At 60.8% G+C, this 13,996-nt stretch carries 15 protein-coding genes; 6 read left to right on the forward strand and 9 right to left on the reverse strand.

Annotated elements, in window-relative coordinates; genetic code table 11:
- Window positions 1-31 precede the first annotated feature (31 nt).
- From ISX84_RS03090 to ISX84_RS03105, 4 genes are read left to right on the forward strand one after another with little or no spacing between them, the layout of a single operon-like run.
- Window positions 32-439 (forward strand): DUF1636 family protein, encoded by a 408-nt coding sequence (locus ISX84_RS03090; RefSeq protein WP_195818845.1) that lies wholly within the window; start codon window positions 32-34, stop codon window positions 437-439.
- Window positions 436-1,218, forward strand: coding sequence for an ABC transporter ATP-binding protein (locus ISX84_RS03095; RefSeq protein WP_195818846.1), 783 nt, complete (start codon window positions 436-438; stop codon window positions 1,216-1,218). The genes ISX84_RS03090 and ISX84_RS03095 overlap by 4 nt, the downstream gene beginning before the upstream one ends.
- Before the next feature lie 11 nt (window positions 1,219-1,229).
- Window positions 1,230-2,165: an ABC transporter substrate-binding protein gene (locus ISX84_RS03100; protein WP_195818847.1), complete on the forward strand. Its 936-nt coding sequence runs from the start codon at window positions 1,230-1,232 to the stop codon at window positions 2,163-2,165.
- Window positions 2,166-2,177: 12 nt separating this feature from the next.
- Complete coding sequence (locus ISX84_RS03105; RefSeq protein WP_326838692.1) at window positions 2,178-3,218, forward strand: FecCD family ABC transporter permease; 1,041 nt, start codon at window positions 2,178-2,180, stop codon at window positions 3,216-3,218.
- A gap of 52 nt (window positions 3,219-3,270) precedes the next feature.
- Here ISX84_RS03105 and ISX84_RS03110 read toward each other — a convergent pair whose 3' ends face one another.
- The 9 genes from ISX84_RS03110 to ISX84_RS03145 all read right to left on the reverse strand — a co-directional run bounded on the left by ISX84_RS03110 (window position 3,271) and on the right by ISX84_RS03145 (window position 11,653).
- On the reverse strand, window positions 3,271-4,110 hold the full coding sequence (locus ISX84_RS03110) for a sulfotransferase family protein (RefSeq protein ID WP_195818848.1): 840 nt from the start codon (window positions 4,108-4,110) through the stop codon (window positions 3,271-3,273).
- Window positions 4,107-4,802 carry a hypothetical protein gene (locus ISX84_RS03115; RefSeq protein WP_195818849.1) on the reverse strand — a complete coding sequence of 232 codons (696 nt, stop codon included), beginning with the start codon at window positions 4,800-4,802 and terminating at the stop codon, window positions 4,107-4,109. The genes ISX84_RS03110 and ISX84_RS03115 overlap by 4 nt, the downstream gene beginning before the upstream one ends.
- 218 nt (window positions 4,803-5,020) lie before the next feature.
- On the reverse strand, window positions 5,021-5,152 hold the full coding sequence (locus ISX84_RS23345; RefSeq protein ID WP_268247424.1) for a hypothetical protein: 132 nt from the start codon (window positions 5,150-5,152) through the stop codon (window positions 5,021-5,023).
- A 208-nt stretch (window positions 5,153-5,360) separates the two neighbouring features.
- Window positions 5,361-6,104 (reverse strand): ABC transporter ATP-binding protein, encoded by a 744-nt coding sequence (locus tag ISX84_RS03120; protein ID WP_195818850.1) that lies wholly within the window; start codon window positions 6,102-6,104, stop codon window positions 5,361-5,363.
- Window positions 6,101-6,958, reverse strand: a complete 858-nt coding sequence (locus ISX84_RS03125; protein WP_195818851.1) for an ABC transporter ATP-binding protein — start codon at window positions 6,956-6,958, stop codon at window positions 6,101-6,103. The genes ISX84_RS03120 and ISX84_RS03125 overlap by 4 nt, the downstream gene beginning before the upstream one ends.
- The gene (locus ISX84_RS03130) at window positions 6,958-7,869 is read right to left on the reverse strand and encodes an ABC transporter permease (protein ID WP_195818852.1); all 912 of its coding nucleotides are present in this window, start codon (window positions 7,867-7,869) and stop codon (window positions 6,958-6,960) included. The genes ISX84_RS03125 and ISX84_RS03130 overlap by 1 nt, the downstream gene beginning before the upstream one ends.
- Window positions 7,869-8,942 (reverse strand): ABC transporter permease, encoded by a 1,074-nt coding sequence (locus ISX84_RS03135; protein WP_195818853.1) that lies wholly within the window; start codon window positions 8,940-8,942, stop codon window positions 7,869-7,871. Before ISX84_RS03135 ends, ISX84_RS03130 begins: the two co-directional genes overlap by 1 nt.
- Entirely contained in the window at window positions 8,943-10,538 is a 1,596-nt protein-coding gene (locus tag ISX84_RS03140; protein ID WP_195818854.1) for an ABC transporter substrate-binding protein, read from the reverse strand.
- Between the two features lie 53 nt (window positions 10,539-10,591).
- Window positions 10,592-11,653, reverse strand: a complete 1,062-nt coding sequence (locus tag ISX84_RS03145; RefSeq protein ID WP_326838693.1) for a dipeptidase — start codon at window positions 11,651-11,653, stop codon at window positions 10,592-10,594.
- 112 nt (window positions 11,654-11,765) lie between these two features.
- On the opposite strand from ISX84_RS03145, the gene ISX84_RS03150 reads away from it, so the two are divergent.
- Both ISX84_RS03150 and ISX84_RS03155 read left to right on the forward strand, forming a co-directional pair.
- On the forward strand, window positions 11,766-12,674 hold the full coding sequence (locus ISX84_RS03150; protein ID WP_195818856.1) for a LysR family transcriptional regulator: 909 nt from the start codon (window positions 11,766-11,768) through the stop codon (window positions 12,672-12,674).
- Window positions 12,675-12,868: 194 nt separating this feature from the next.
- The gene (locus ISX84_RS03155; RefSeq protein WP_195818857.1) at window positions 12,869-13,996 is read left to right on the forward strand and encodes an efflux RND transporter periplasmic adaptor subunit; all 1,128 of its coding nucleotides are present in this window, start codon (window positions 12,869-12,871) and stop codon (window positions 13,994-13,996) included.

Genomic DNA, 13,996 nt, shown 5'->3' on the forward strand with positions numbered 1-13,996 from the left:
CCTGACGCCCCGCGGCTTCGCGGAGGGCGAAATGGACAGACAGACTTCAAACAGAATTACGGTATGCACCTCATGTCGGCACAAGGGCACCACGTGCCGCCCCGGATATGAATTGATCGCGCGATTGCGCGCCGCCATCTCGGCTGCGGGGGATGCGATCCCGGAGGCCTTCGAAATATCGGGCGTGGCCTGCATGGCCGGATGCGACAGGCCCTGCACCGTGGCCTTTCACAGTACGCGCAAGGCGACCTATCTTTTTGGCGACATGACGGCGGAAGATGACATTTCCGATCTGGTCTCCTTTGCCCGCCAATATGCGCATCTGCACGACGGCTGGTGTTCCTCCGTGGATCGCCCGGGCAAGCTGCGCAGCAGCACATTGGCGCGGGTGCCCGCCGCGATCATCGCGATGGAAGAAACGGCAGAGCGCGTCTCATGACGGCGGCGGATCTTTTGGTGCGCGATGTCAGCTGGGCACCGTCCAAACGCGCGCCGCTGGTGCTGCACCCGACGAGTTTTCACGTCAAACCCGGTCGGATACTGGGCGTGGTCGGGCCCAACGGCGCGGGTAAATCCACGCTGCTGCGATTGCTCTACCGCTATCACGCACCGTTGTCGGGCGCGGTGGAAATCGATGGTCAGGACATCTGGTCCATGCCGCCACGGGCCGCCGCGCGCCAAACGGCGGCGGTGCTGCAGGAACAGCCTTCGGGTTTCGGAATGACCGTGCAGGAGATCGTGGCGCTGGGCCGCACCCCACATCGGCTGGGCTATTCCACGTCAGGCGCGCGGGATGCGGAGATCGTGGCAGAGGCCCTCGCAACGCTGGACCTTGCCGCCTTGGCGCATCGCGATTTCGGCACCCTCTCGGGCGGCGAACGGCAGCGGGTGATGGTGGCCCGGGCGCTGGCCCAGGAATCGCGCCTGCTGATCCTCGACGAGCCCACCAATCACCTTGATATCCGTCACCAGCTGGAAGTGCTGGCGCTTATCCGCAAGCTGGACCTGACCATCGTCGTCTCGCTGCATGATCTGAATATCGCGGCAGGCGTGTGCGACGACATCCTTTTGCTGCAAAGCGGGCGTGCCTTGGGCTTTGGCGCCCCCCATGACGTGCTGACGGAAACGCTGATCTCCGGTGCCTTCGCCGTGGATGCACGTCAGGAACAGCTCTCGCCAAGCAACAACCGTCATTTTTCTTTCCATATTCCCCTTTGAAAGGTCTCTCCATGCGACTCCTGTGTTCCTCTCTTGCAGTCTCTCTCGCGGCCTCTGCCGCTTTTGCGCAAACCGCCGTGCAAAGCTGCGACCGCACTGTCACCTTCGATACGCCGCCAAAGGCCGCGATTTCCAATGATGTGAACCTCACCGAAATGATGCTGGTTCTCGGGCTGGCCGACAAAATGGTTGGCTACACGGGGATTTCAGGGTGGAAAACGCTGGATGAAGAAATGCGGGCAGGGGTGGAACAACTGCCCGAACTCTCGGCAAAATACCCGTCCAAGGAGGTGTTGATCGGGGCAGATGCGGATTTCTTCTTTGCCGGGTGGAACTACGGCATGAAAGTCGGCGGCGAAGTCACCCCGGAGACCCTGGCCCCCTTTGGCATCGACGTCTACGAGCTGACCGAAAGCTGCATCCATATCGGGGAAAAAGCCCCCGTGAGCATGGCGGATATGTACAATGATCTGCGCAATCTCGGGAAGATTTTCGAGGTAAGTGACAAGGCGGAAGCCCTGATCAAAGGCTATGAAGCAGACCTTGACAGCTTTCTGGCGGCGCAACCCGCGCTGGACACCCCGCCGCGCGTGTTTGTCTATGACAGCGGTGAGGATGCGCCGTTCACGGCGGGGCGCTACGCCATGCCCAACGCGCTCATCGCTGCGGCGGGCGGGCGTAACATCATGGATGATTTCGACAAAAGCTGGGGGACGGTCGGTTGGGAGGCCGTTGTGGAGCGGAACCCGGAGGTGGTCGTGATCGTGAACTACGGCACCGTGACGGCGGATCAGAAAAAAGCCTTCATGATGGAAAACCCGGCCTTTGCCGATCTGGACGCGATCAGGAACGACCGTTTCGTGGTGCTGGAATATGTCGAGGCGACACCGGGCCCGCGCAACATCAACGCGGTCAAGAAACTGGCTGCGGCCTTTCGCGCCAACTAGGCGCGGATCACTGTGAAAGCCCCTTCAATCGCTGCGCGCAGGCTGAGTTTTCCGCTGGGTCTGTGCGTTGGTCTGGCGCTGCTTGCGCTGTCACTGTCCTGGGCCGTCAGCGTCGGGGCCATTCGCGTGCCCCTGCCGGTTGTCTGGGGCGTGGTGGTCAACAAGATCATCCCGGGCACAGTGGTGGCCGACTGGTCGGCGGGGCGGGAGGCGATTGTCTGGGACATCCGCTTTCCCCGCGCCCTGTTGGCCTGTCTTGTCGGCGCGGGGCTGGCCATGGTGGGCGCCTCGCTGCAGGCGGTCACACGCAACCCGCTGGCCGACCCGCATCTGCTGGGCATCTCTGCGGGCGGCGCTTTTGGCGCCATCCTCGCGCTGCTGCACACGGGCATGTTCATCGGCCTGCTGACCGTGCCGCTGCTGGCCTTTCTAGGGGCGCTGAGTGCCACATTGCTGGTGCTGGCGGTGTCGCAATTTGCAACGGCCACCAGCGCCGACAGGCTGATCCTCGCGGGGGTTGCGGTCAGCTTTATCGTCATGTCAGCGGCGAACCTGTTGATCTTTCTGGGGGATCCACGGGCCACCCATACGGTGGTGTTCTGGATGCTCGGCGGGCTCGGGCTCGCGCAGTGGGGGCAATTGATCTATCCGCTCGCGGTGTTTGTGATCTGCGGCGCTTACCTGTGGCGCAACGCGGGCAACCTCAATGCGATGACCATCGGAGATGAGACCGCCTCGACCCTGGGCATTCCCGTTGCACGTTTTCGCCTGACGGTCTTTGTCGTTGGTGCCCTGATCACCGGCGTCATGGTCGCCTTTTCGGGCATCATCGGTTTTGTAGGTCTGATGATCCCGCATATCGTGCGCCTTGTGGTGGGCGGGGACTATGCACGTGTTCTGCCGCTCTCGGCCCTCTTCGGCGCGATCTTCCTGCTCTGGGCAGATATTCTGGCGCGTACTGTGATGGCCCCGGAAGACATGCCCATCGGTATCGTGACCGGACTGATCGGCGGTCTGTTTTTCGTGTGGTTGCTGCGACGCGCCAAAGGATAGGAAAAACGATCACCGTCGCACGATGGGCCGTGCAGATGCATCGCGGGCCTGCCTACACGGTGTCCGTGAGAAAGCTTTGGTCAAAGCGCTCCTGGAGAAACCGGTTTTGCGGGGCCGCACGGGTTTCGACCTGATCCAGGACAAACGCGGGAAGCCGTAAAGGCTTGGTCTGGTGCACCTTGCGATCTGCATCCTTATACATTTGCGCGGGCAGATCGCAGTGGTGTTCAATCGTTTTCAAAAGGCCAAGAGGGTCTTTCTTGATCTGGCCAAAGGGGAGATAGAGCAGTTGATCCTGCGAAAACCGGCTGTCCCAGCGTGGAATGTTGTTCAAGTAATCGCCTCTGGTGCTTAACGCTGGCATGTCCAGGATTGCGGTCCACTCGGCATCTGTCAGCCGCCCGTTGTACGTGCCGTGCGCCATCATCCGCAGTTGGGATTTCAGCCGCTCCCGGGGGTCCCTGACGATGTAGATCAGCCGTGCGTCCGGCAGAAAGCGTTTGAAGAAGTCCACACCCTCATCCGGAATGCAGGAATACTCAGGGGTCACATCAAGGCACTTCTGCTGATCGTCCGCACGTGAGAATACGCGCTTGTACCATGTGCCGTTGAGGATCGGGCGCGCCGCCAGACTTTCCAGATACGCAAGATATGCATCATCGCGCGGCCCGGGGCCGGAGATATGTCGTTCCCGCGCCGCCTTCAGCCCTTTCTTGACGTGCCAGGGGGCCCAGCGGCTGCATTCCTCTATGAATTTGTGGTCGAAGAAATGCAGTTCCTTGAACGGCGGCACCCAGATATCGGGCCGTGTGGCCAGCGTCTGGTGCAACCAGGACGTGCCCGCTTTCTGCGCCCCGATGCAGACAATATCGGGTTTTCGGCCGGCGTTCACGGGGTGTCCCAGGCCACGTCACGGGCCATCACAACGTTGCCGAGGGTCTTGAGATCGGCCAGGTCGGCCTCGTATTTCTGCTTCGACTGCGCGATCTGGGCATCACTCCAGGGGCTGACAACGACTTTCCGGACGATGGGGACGTGTTGGCCATAGTCAGCGAAAAAGCGCGATGTCACCTCCGTCCACGACGGCACCGTTGGTGGGGGAGAGTTTGCGAGGGCTTCGCGGTAGGGGTCTCTGCCATCCTCCGCCAAGCAGGACAGAGGAAATTTTTCGATCGCATCAAAGGTATGCGTTTCGGGATGTCCGGTAATCAGCGCGACCGTCTTTGCCCAGTTTACGGCAAGGTCATCCGCGTCCACGATGACGAGCAGCGCCTCTGGCCAGGCTTCCTTCATGCGACGGACAAAATCCACCCAGGAGAACGCCAGCTTATGGGGAAATGATGCGACCAGATGCGGCAGATGCGGGTTACGGACCAGCTCCACTTCAACAAACTGCGTGAAATGCTGAAGGCAGAGGAAAATGGTGACCTGCTGCCCGTCTGTCAGGCGTCGCAGCGGTGCGAGCTTTTTTTCCATACGCGGGTATAGCGACCCGGATCGAAACGCTTTTTCGCGGCTGCTGAAGAATGCGTCGAAGTTGTAGATGATGCAGCCGGTGTCTTTATTCTCCAGCACGGTCTTCAAGTAGTTGTCATGTGCGACGTTTTCCGCCAGCCCGTCTTTCAGCAGGCCCAGCGTTCGGGACATGACGCTGCGATGCATCTTTACCTGCGGGAATTCGGTTCCAACGCTGCGTAGGGCTTTTCGATTTGACGCAAGCAGGCTCTGCAACGGGACGGACATGGGAGAATGTGGTCCCAAAACAAGCCGATAGTCGTAGGTTGTCGCCATTCAATCACTGCTCACAGCCGGCGCATCACCCTGCGCGGCATTTCTTCTTGATCTTCTTTTTCGAGCAAGGGCGTGGCGGGCTGATCGCGCATACTGTGTCTGGAGATTTCTGGTGTTTTCTGCAACCATTCGACCTCTTCCATCAGCGCCTTGCCAGCGGCAAATCATCGTCATGTACTCTCTGCCGCGCGCTTGGCGCTACTATTGATCAAATCGCCCATTTCTGTCCAGTAGGGGACCGGGATCATTTCGAGAGATCCCCCCGGTCTGTGCCTTTGCGGCGGCTGTCGGTGCTGACGCGGGATATGACCGGGGCCTGGGTGACCACCCGATCCCGAGGCGGGCATGGTTTCAGAGCGATGCCTGCAGCAACTGTTGCGAGTAGGGGTGCGATGCCTGAGAGGCGCGCAGGGCAGCCACATCCAGTATCTCGACGATTTCACCGTTGCGCATGACGGCCAGCCGGTCACACATGTGACCGACGACGGAGAGATCATGAGACACCATCAGGTAGGTCAGGCCCCGGTCAGCCCGCAGGTCCGCCAGCAGGTTCAGGATTTCCGCCTGCACCGAGACATCCAGCGCCGATGTCGGTTCATCCAGCAACAAGACCGTAGGCTCGGGCGCAAGGGCACGGGCAATGGCCACCCGCTGACGCTGCCCGCCAGATAGCTGGTGCGGATAGCGAAAGCGGAACTTCTGCCCCAGCCCCACATCGTCGAGCAGCTTGGCAACGCGACCGTCGATATCGTCAAACCCGTGCAGATGCAGGGTTTCGCCCAGCACCTGATCGACGGAGTGCCGCGGATGCAGAGAGGCATAGGGGTCCTGGAACACCATCTGCACCGTCTTGAAGAACCCGCGCGGGCGTTTTTTGCCGGTGATGGGGGTGCCGTTGACCGTGACGGTACCGGACCAGTCCGGAGCCAGCCCGGTGATGGCGCGCAGGATGGTTGATTTGCCCGATCCGCTCTCGCCGACCAGGCCAAAGCTCTCGCCCCCCGCGACCTGAAAGCTGGCGCCTTTCACGGCATCGACGCGGTCGCGGTTCTTACCGAACCAGACGTTCAGCCCGTTCACATCCAGCATCGTCATATGCGGCCACTCACACTTTCAGCGTCCGACCAGGCCGGATCGCGCTGCAGTACCTCAAGCCGGTCGCGTGGCGCGTCCAGCCGGGGCAGGGAGTTCAGTAACCCGCGGGTATAGGGATGTTGCGCGTCGTGCAGCTTGTCCGCGTCGCAGACCTCGACAATGCGACCGGCATACATGATCAGCACCCGGTCACAGAAATCAGCAACAAGGTTGAGATCGTGGCTGATGAAGATCAACCCCATGCCGCGCTCCTTCACCAGCTTGTCCATGATGTCGAGCACCTGCCGCTGCACCGAGACATCCAACGCAGAGGTCGGTTCATCCGCGATCAGGATCTCGGGATTGGGGATCAGCATCATGGCGATCATGATGCGTTGGCCCATGCCGCCCGACATCTCATGCGGGTAGGCGCGCATGACACGCTCGGGGTCGCGGATCGACACCGCCTCCAGCATCTCCAGTGACTTGGTGTAGGCCTCGGCCTTGCTGGCCGAACTGTGCAGCCGGTAGGCTTCGATGATCTGATCGCCGATGGTCATCACCGGGTTCAGCGAGAACTTGGGGTCCTGCATCACCATGCTGATGCGCTCTCCACGCACCGCACGCATGTCCTTTTCGGACTTCCTGAGCAAATCCACACCGTCGAGGTTGATGTGATCCGCCTCGACAATGCCGGGCGGGCGGATCAGGCGCAGAATGGCGCGCCCGGTCATGGACTTGCCCGACCCGCTTTCGCCCACGATCCCCAGCCGCTCACGGCCCAGCGTAAAGGATACCCCGCGCACCGCGTCGAAAACGCCGTGGCGCGAGGGGAATTTCACCCAGAGGTTTTTGACGTCCAGAAGTGTGCTCATCATTCACCTGCCTTCGGGTCAAGAACATCGCGCAGCCCGTCACCCAGCAGGTTGAACGCCAGAGAGACGGTGAAAATGGCCAGCCCGGGCACCGTGGCCACCCACCAGTGATCGAGGATAAAGCGGCGGCCTTCGGAGATCATCGCGCCCCATTCCGGGCTGGGCGGCTGTGCACCAAGACCCAGAAATCCAAGACCGGCGGCGGCAAGGATGATGCCCGCCATGTCGAGTGTGACCCGCACGATCAGCGAAGAGATACAGAGCGGCCAGATATGTTTGGTAATGATCCGGATCGGCCCCGCCCCTTGAAGCTTGATCGCGCTTATGTAGTCCGAGGAGCGGATGGTCAGCGTCTCTGCGCGCGCGATCCGCGCATAGGGCGGCCAGGCGGTCAGGGAAATCGCCAGCACGGCGTTCTCGATCCCCGCGCCAAGGGCGGCAACAAAGGCCAGTGCCAGCACGAGGCGGGGAAAGGCCAGAAAGATGTCCGTAATCCGCATCAGCACCACGTCAGCCCACCCGCCGACATAGCCCGAGACGGTGCCCACCAGCAGACCGGCAACGGGCGCAATCAGCGCCACCAGTGCCACGATATAAAGGGTGATCCGCGCCCCGTAGATCAGGCGCGAGAGGATATCGCGCCCGAGACTGTCCGTGCCAAAGACATGCCCCTCGGTGCCCAGCGGGGCCAGGCGGTTGCCAAGGTCCTGGCTGAAGGGATCATGCGGTGCCAGCAGCGGGGCGGCAAAGGCGATCAGCACCAGCGCGATCAGGATGCCCAGGCCGACCATGGCCATGGTGTTCGACCGGAAGGACAGCCAGCCCTGATAGAGCGCAGAGAGTTTGGCGTGCCGGCGCGAGGTTGGCGTTTCAGTCAACAACCATTGGCGCAGGGTTTGTGTGTCAGACATTACTTCGCCCTCGGGTCGAAGACCTTATAGAGCAGGTCGGAAAAGATATTGAGCAGGATGAAGATCAGCCCGACAACCACGGTGCCGCCCAGAACCGCGTTCATATCAGCACTCAGCAGGGCAGTGGTGATATAGCTGCCGATGCCCGGCCAGGAAAAGATGATCTCGGTCAGCACGGAGCCTTCCAGCAGGTTGGCGTAGCTGAGCGCGATGACGGTGATCAACTGCACGCGGATGTTCTTGAACGCGTGTTTCCAGACCACATCCCACTCGGACATGCCTTTGACGCGGGCCGTGGTGATGTATTCCGCGCTGAGCTGTTCGAGCATGAAGGAGCGCGTCATCCGGCTGATGTAGGCCAGCGAGAAATACCCCAGCAGAGAGGCGGGCAGGATGATGTGGGAAAACGCGTCCTTGAAGACGTCCCAGTTGCCGTCGAGCGCGGCGTCCACGAGGATCAGGCCCGTGACGCTGGGCACCACATCGACGTAGAAAATGCCGACACGGCCTGGCCCGCCGACCCATCCCAGAATGCCATAAAAGATCAGCAGCCCCATCAGACCCAGCCAGAAGATCGGCATGGAGTATCCCACAAGCGCCACAACGCGGGCGATCTGGTCGATCCAGGAGCCTTTGCGCACTGCGGCGAGCACGCCCAGTGGCACGCCCAGAACGATGCCGAAGATAATACCAAGCGTCGCCAGTTCCAGCGTTGCAGGGAAGACGCGGGCGATGTCCTCGGAGACGGGCCGCGCGTTCAGCAGGGAGGTGCCGAAATCCAGATGTAGCACGTCCCAGATGTAATAGAGGAATTGCACCAGAAGCGGTTTGTCGAGACCAAGCTGTTGGTAGACCGCATCATAGGTCGATTGCGATGCACGTTCGCCCACGATGGCCAGAACAGGGTCGATCGGCATGACCCGCCCGATGATGAAGGTAATGAAAAGCAGCCCCAGCAGGGTCACTGCGATGGAACCAAGCGTCAGCAGTGTGGTCCTGGCAATGGGCCAAAGCTGCTCTGACAGAGGCGCCCGCTGGGGGCGCCTCCGGTTGTTGTCCTCGGTGAGGGCCATTTACTTGGTGACCTGCCAGTAGGCTGCGGAGGTGACCGCCTGACCGGTTGACCAATCCGTCACGTTATCGCGCAGGGCGGATTGTTCGATCTGCTGGAACATCACCACGAAGGGCGAGGTCTCGCGGAACTCCGCCTGGATATCCAGATACATCTGCACCCGCTTGTCACGGTCGCCTTCTGTGACGGCTGCGGCAACCTTCTCGGTCAGGCCGCCGGTATCCCAACTGTTGCGCCATGCCAGAAGACCCGTGGCATTGGCCTCGTCGGAGTTGTCCGGGTTATAGGCAAAGGTGCCTGCGTTGGTCTGCGGGTCAGGATAGTCCGGTCCCCAGGCGCCGAGATAGACATCCAGTTCCCGTGCACGGTACCGCGCGAGGATCTGTTTGGCCGTGCCGACAGTGATATTGACCTTGATGCCCGCCTGTGCTGCGGCATTCTGGAAGGATTGTCCGATCTCGATGCGCTCCTGCGCTTCACGCACGCCGATTTCGACCTCAAGCCCTTCGACACCGGCGGCGGCCAGCAGTTCCTTGGCTTTTTCGATGTTGTAGGAGAAGGGGTTTTCCTCGGACGCGCCCAGATAGGTGGCGGGCAGGAAGTTCTGGTGGATCGTGTACTGACCGCTCAGAAAGCTGTTCTTCATGCCTTCATAGTCGACCAGATACTTGAATGCCTGGCGCACTTCCGGCTTGGAAAGCTCCGGGTGTTTCTGGTTCAGCGCCAGATACATCAGACGCCCTTTCAGCTCATCCGCGATCTTCACGCCATCGGCGGCAGACGCCCCAGCAATGTCTTCGGGGTTCAGGTTGCGCGCGATATCGATGTCACCACGTTCCAGCAGCAGACGCTGGGAGGCGCTTTCAATCACGTGGCGCACGATCACGCGTTCCATCGCGGGCGCACCGCCATAGTAGTCGGGGTTCGACGACAGCGTGACGCTCTCATTCGGCTTCCAGCTGTCCAGCTTGTAGGGACCGGAACCTGCGGAATTAGTTTTCAGCCAGGTGTTGCCCATGTCGCCATCGACTTCATTAGCCATCACGACTTCTTTGTCGACGATGCCGCCGATGGTCGCGGTCAGACAGTTCAGCACGAAGGAGGTCGCGTATTTCTTGTCCGTCGTGATGATCAACTTGTTGCCTTCGGCGCGGATGGTTTCAGCCGCGTTCTCGGGTGTGAAACCGAACTGCGTCAGAATGAACGCAGGCGTCTTGTTCAGGATCACCGCACGTTGCAGCGAGAAGGCCGCGTCCTCGGCCCGCACCGGATTGCCGGAATGGAATGTCACGCCTTCGCGCATGGTGAAGGTGATGGTCTTGCCGTCCTCCGAGACGTCCCAGCTTTCGGCCAGATCGGGTTTATAGCCCGCCGCAAGGTCGTTTGGGTCGAGATTGACCAGACGGCCATAGACATTGCGGCTGATGTCGGAGCCCGCAAATTCAAAGCTCTCCGCGGGGTCGACGGTTGTGACGTCATCGATCCGGTGCGCGATCACCAGCATGTTCGCCGGTGTCTCGGCCACCGCCGAGAACGACGTCACGCTGACCGCCAGGCCAATCGCCACGCTTGTCAGTAGTCTGTTGAATGCATTCATTTTGAGTACCTCTCCTGTTTCGTTTCCGTTATTTTTGCGCGTGGCATCCGGGGTTATGTCCCCCATGTTTTCTTAAGCACACGCAGCCAGTTCTTGTGGCAAAGCTTGGTGATCAAAGCATCGTCATAGCCGTGCTTTGTCATCGCTTGCCTCAATTGAGGCAACGCTGCACAAGAGGTAAGCTCCTCTGGCACAACGGCCCCGTCGTAATCCGATCCAAAGCCCACGCGGTCTTCGCCCAGATGCTCGATCAGGTGATCGAGATGTTTCAGCATTTGCGCCAGCGGCACATCCGCCAGCATGCGGCCATCGTCCCGCAAAAAGGCGACGGCGAAATTCAGACCGACCATCCCATCGCTCTCGCGGATCGCGGCCAGTTGCTTGTCCGTCAGGTTCCGGCTGTGCGGGCAGATCGCATGCGCATTGGAATGGGTTGCCACCAGCGGTTTGGTGGAATGCCGCGCCACGTCCCAGAACCCGGCCTCGTTCAGATGCGACAGGTCTACCATGATGCCAAGCTCGTTGCACCGTTTTACGAGGCGCAGACCATGGTCGGTCAGGCCATCGCCGGTGTCGGGCGCGCTGGGATAGCGGAAGGGCACGCCGTGCCCAAAGATGGTTTCACGGCTCCAGACAGGGCCGATCGAGCGCAAACCCGCCTGATAGAGCACCTCCAGCGTGTGCAGATCAGGGTCAATCGCCTCGGCCCCTTCAATGTGAAAGATCGCGGCAATCTGGCCATCGGCAAGTGCGCTTTCGATCTCATGCGCCGTCCGGCACACCGTCAAGGCGCCCCGCTTTTCCAGATCAAAAAGGATCGCGGCCTGCGCCATCACAACCGGAAAAGCGTCTTCCCAATCAATGGGTTCCGGCAATGGCAGATCATACCTGGGCTTGCTCATTTCTTCGAACTTGAAGTCAAGATCGACGGGGGAGGGGACGTAGACCGCGAAGAAGCCGCCGCCAAATCCACCTGCCTGCGCTGTGGGCAGATCGATCGCGCCATCGCGACCGGTGACAAAGCTTTCGCTTGCCGTGAGGCCGCCCGCGCGGTGCAGTTTGAGCAGCACGTCGTTGTGGCCATCAAAGATGGCTGGCGTCACGGAATCGGTCACGGTGTCTTGCCCCCAAGGAACCCTGAGACACTGTATGTCAGTAATTCTCATAGACCAGAGGCAATGACTTGATAATATATCATACCTTAATGAGGAATGCGCAGAGGGCACAATGGGCACAAAAACATGGCACAGCCTGCCGGAATATCAGGCATTGCGGGCCTTGATGGAAAGCGGCACGACCTCGAAGGCGGCGATCCGGCTGGGCCTGTCGCAATCCGCGATCAGCCGGTCCATCGCCAATCTGGAGGCGCGCACGGGGCGGATTCTCTTTGAGCGCGACGGTGGCCGTCTGCGGCCCACAAACGAGGCGGCGCAGATGAACCGGCGGCTTGATCCGCTGTTTGAAGCGCTCGACCGGATCGACGGCCCGCCGGAGGTGGCGCAGGAATCGCTGCGGATCATCGCGCCCCCGACCTACGCGCATCGCTTTCTGGTGCATCACATCGCGACCTTTCTGAAAACCAATCCGCATTTTTTTATCAGCCTTGAGGTCTCACCCTCCGAAGACGTCATTCGCGGCATTCTGGAGCAGCGGTTTGACCTCGGCGTCACCGGGGTGGAACTGTCCCGCGATGGGGTGAAGCTGACACCCTACCGGTCTTCCACGGCCGTCTGCGCGATGGGACCGGATCACCCCCTGGCCGGGCGCGCAGAGATCCATCCCGAAGACCTCGACGGGCAGGCACTGATTGCCCTGACTCACCGCCATGCCCGCCGTGCCCAGCTGGAGAAAGTGCTACACGCCTGCCGTAGCACCCCCCGGATCGTGGCGGAGGCATCGACGTCGGTCGCCGCCGTGGACCTCGTCAAAGAGGGTCTCGGCGTGACCATCGTGAACCCGTTCCCCATCGTTCAATACCGGTCTGATGATCTGGTCTTCCGTCCCTTTGCGTCCCAGATCGAATACCGCAGCTACTTTGTCACCCCCGACCACGGCCCGGTGCCCAGCATCACCCGTGCCTTCATGCGGCACTTGCGATTGCACACCGCGCGGGACGTCTTTTCAGAAAAAGCGTGACCTGCGACGCGCCCTCCGGCCCGGCAGATGCACATGCCGCACCGGGTGCTTGTTTCGGGTGCAGCTGACATCACGTTTTTGGCCTGCTGACATGTGCTGTCAGCGGGGAGCTGACTATTTAAATAAATTTACTTTCAATCCGTAGATCCCGGTTTAAGTTGCCGATAGCAAGAATCCATCTGGCGGATCCAAATATGAAACGTTTTACCGCAATGCTGCTTGCCCTCAGCATCAGTGTTTGTCCCTCGACAATTCTAGCGCAGCAAGGTCCCCCGCCGGTTACGGTCGCGCATCCGGTCGTGAAGACAATTGTCGAGGACGACGAATTCGTTGGGCGTTTCGAAGCCAGGTCGGAGGTTGTGCTGCGTGCACGGGTGTCGGGATACCTGGAGACGGTCCACTTCAAGGATGGCAGCCTGGTTGAACAGGATCAGCTCTTGTTCTCGATTGACCAGCGCCAGTTCGATACCGCGTTGCGACAGGCGCAGGCGCAGATTGACGTTGCCCAGGCGACATATGAGTTCGCCGAAGAGCAGCTCGAACGGGCGCAGTCCCTGATCCAGAACGGCAATATTCCGCAAAGCACGGTGGATCAGCGGCGCGAGGCTTACCTTGCGGCACAAGGTGCGCTGGAGCAGGGGCGTGCAGCGCTGGAACTGGCACAGCTGGATTATGAATACTCGCAAATTCGCGCACCCATGGCCGGGCGGATCGACAGGCGTCAGGTGGATCCCGGCAATCTGGTTTCCGCCAACGAGACGGTGCTGACCACCATTGTGGCCTCCGACCCGGTGTATTTCTATTTCGACATCGATGAGCGTTATTTCCTAGCCTATGCGCGGGATGCGCGGGCGCGGGGCGTGTCGTTGCAGGAAGGCGGCGGCGGGCTGGAGGTCAAGGTGACCCTCTCCGATGAAAGCATTCCGCCGCAGTCGGGATATCTGGACTTCTCTGAGAACCGGATCGACCGGGAGACCGGCACCATGCGCATCCGGGCGGTGTTGGAAAACCCCAATGAACTGCTCACGCCGGGGCTCTTTGGGCGGGTGAATGTGCCCGGCTCGCTGCCCTATGAGGGGGTGTTGCTGCCCGATGAGGCCATCGTGGCCGATCAGAACCGCCGGCTGGTGATGAGCGTCGATGGCGAGGGCAATGTGATCCCGCTGGAGGTCCGCCCCGGGCCGCGCATTGATGGCTACCGGGTGATCCGCGACGGGCTTGATGGCTCTGAGACAATCGTGGTCGAAGGCGTCGTGCGCGCCCGGCCGGGCAGCGTGGTAACGCCTGAAATGGTTGACCTTCCCCTGATCGCGGAAAACTGA

Source organism: Roseobacter sp. MH60115 (assembly GCF_015644665.1).
GTDB lineage: Bacteria > Pseudomonadota > Alphaproteobacteria > Rhodobacterales > Rhodobacteraceae > Roseobacter.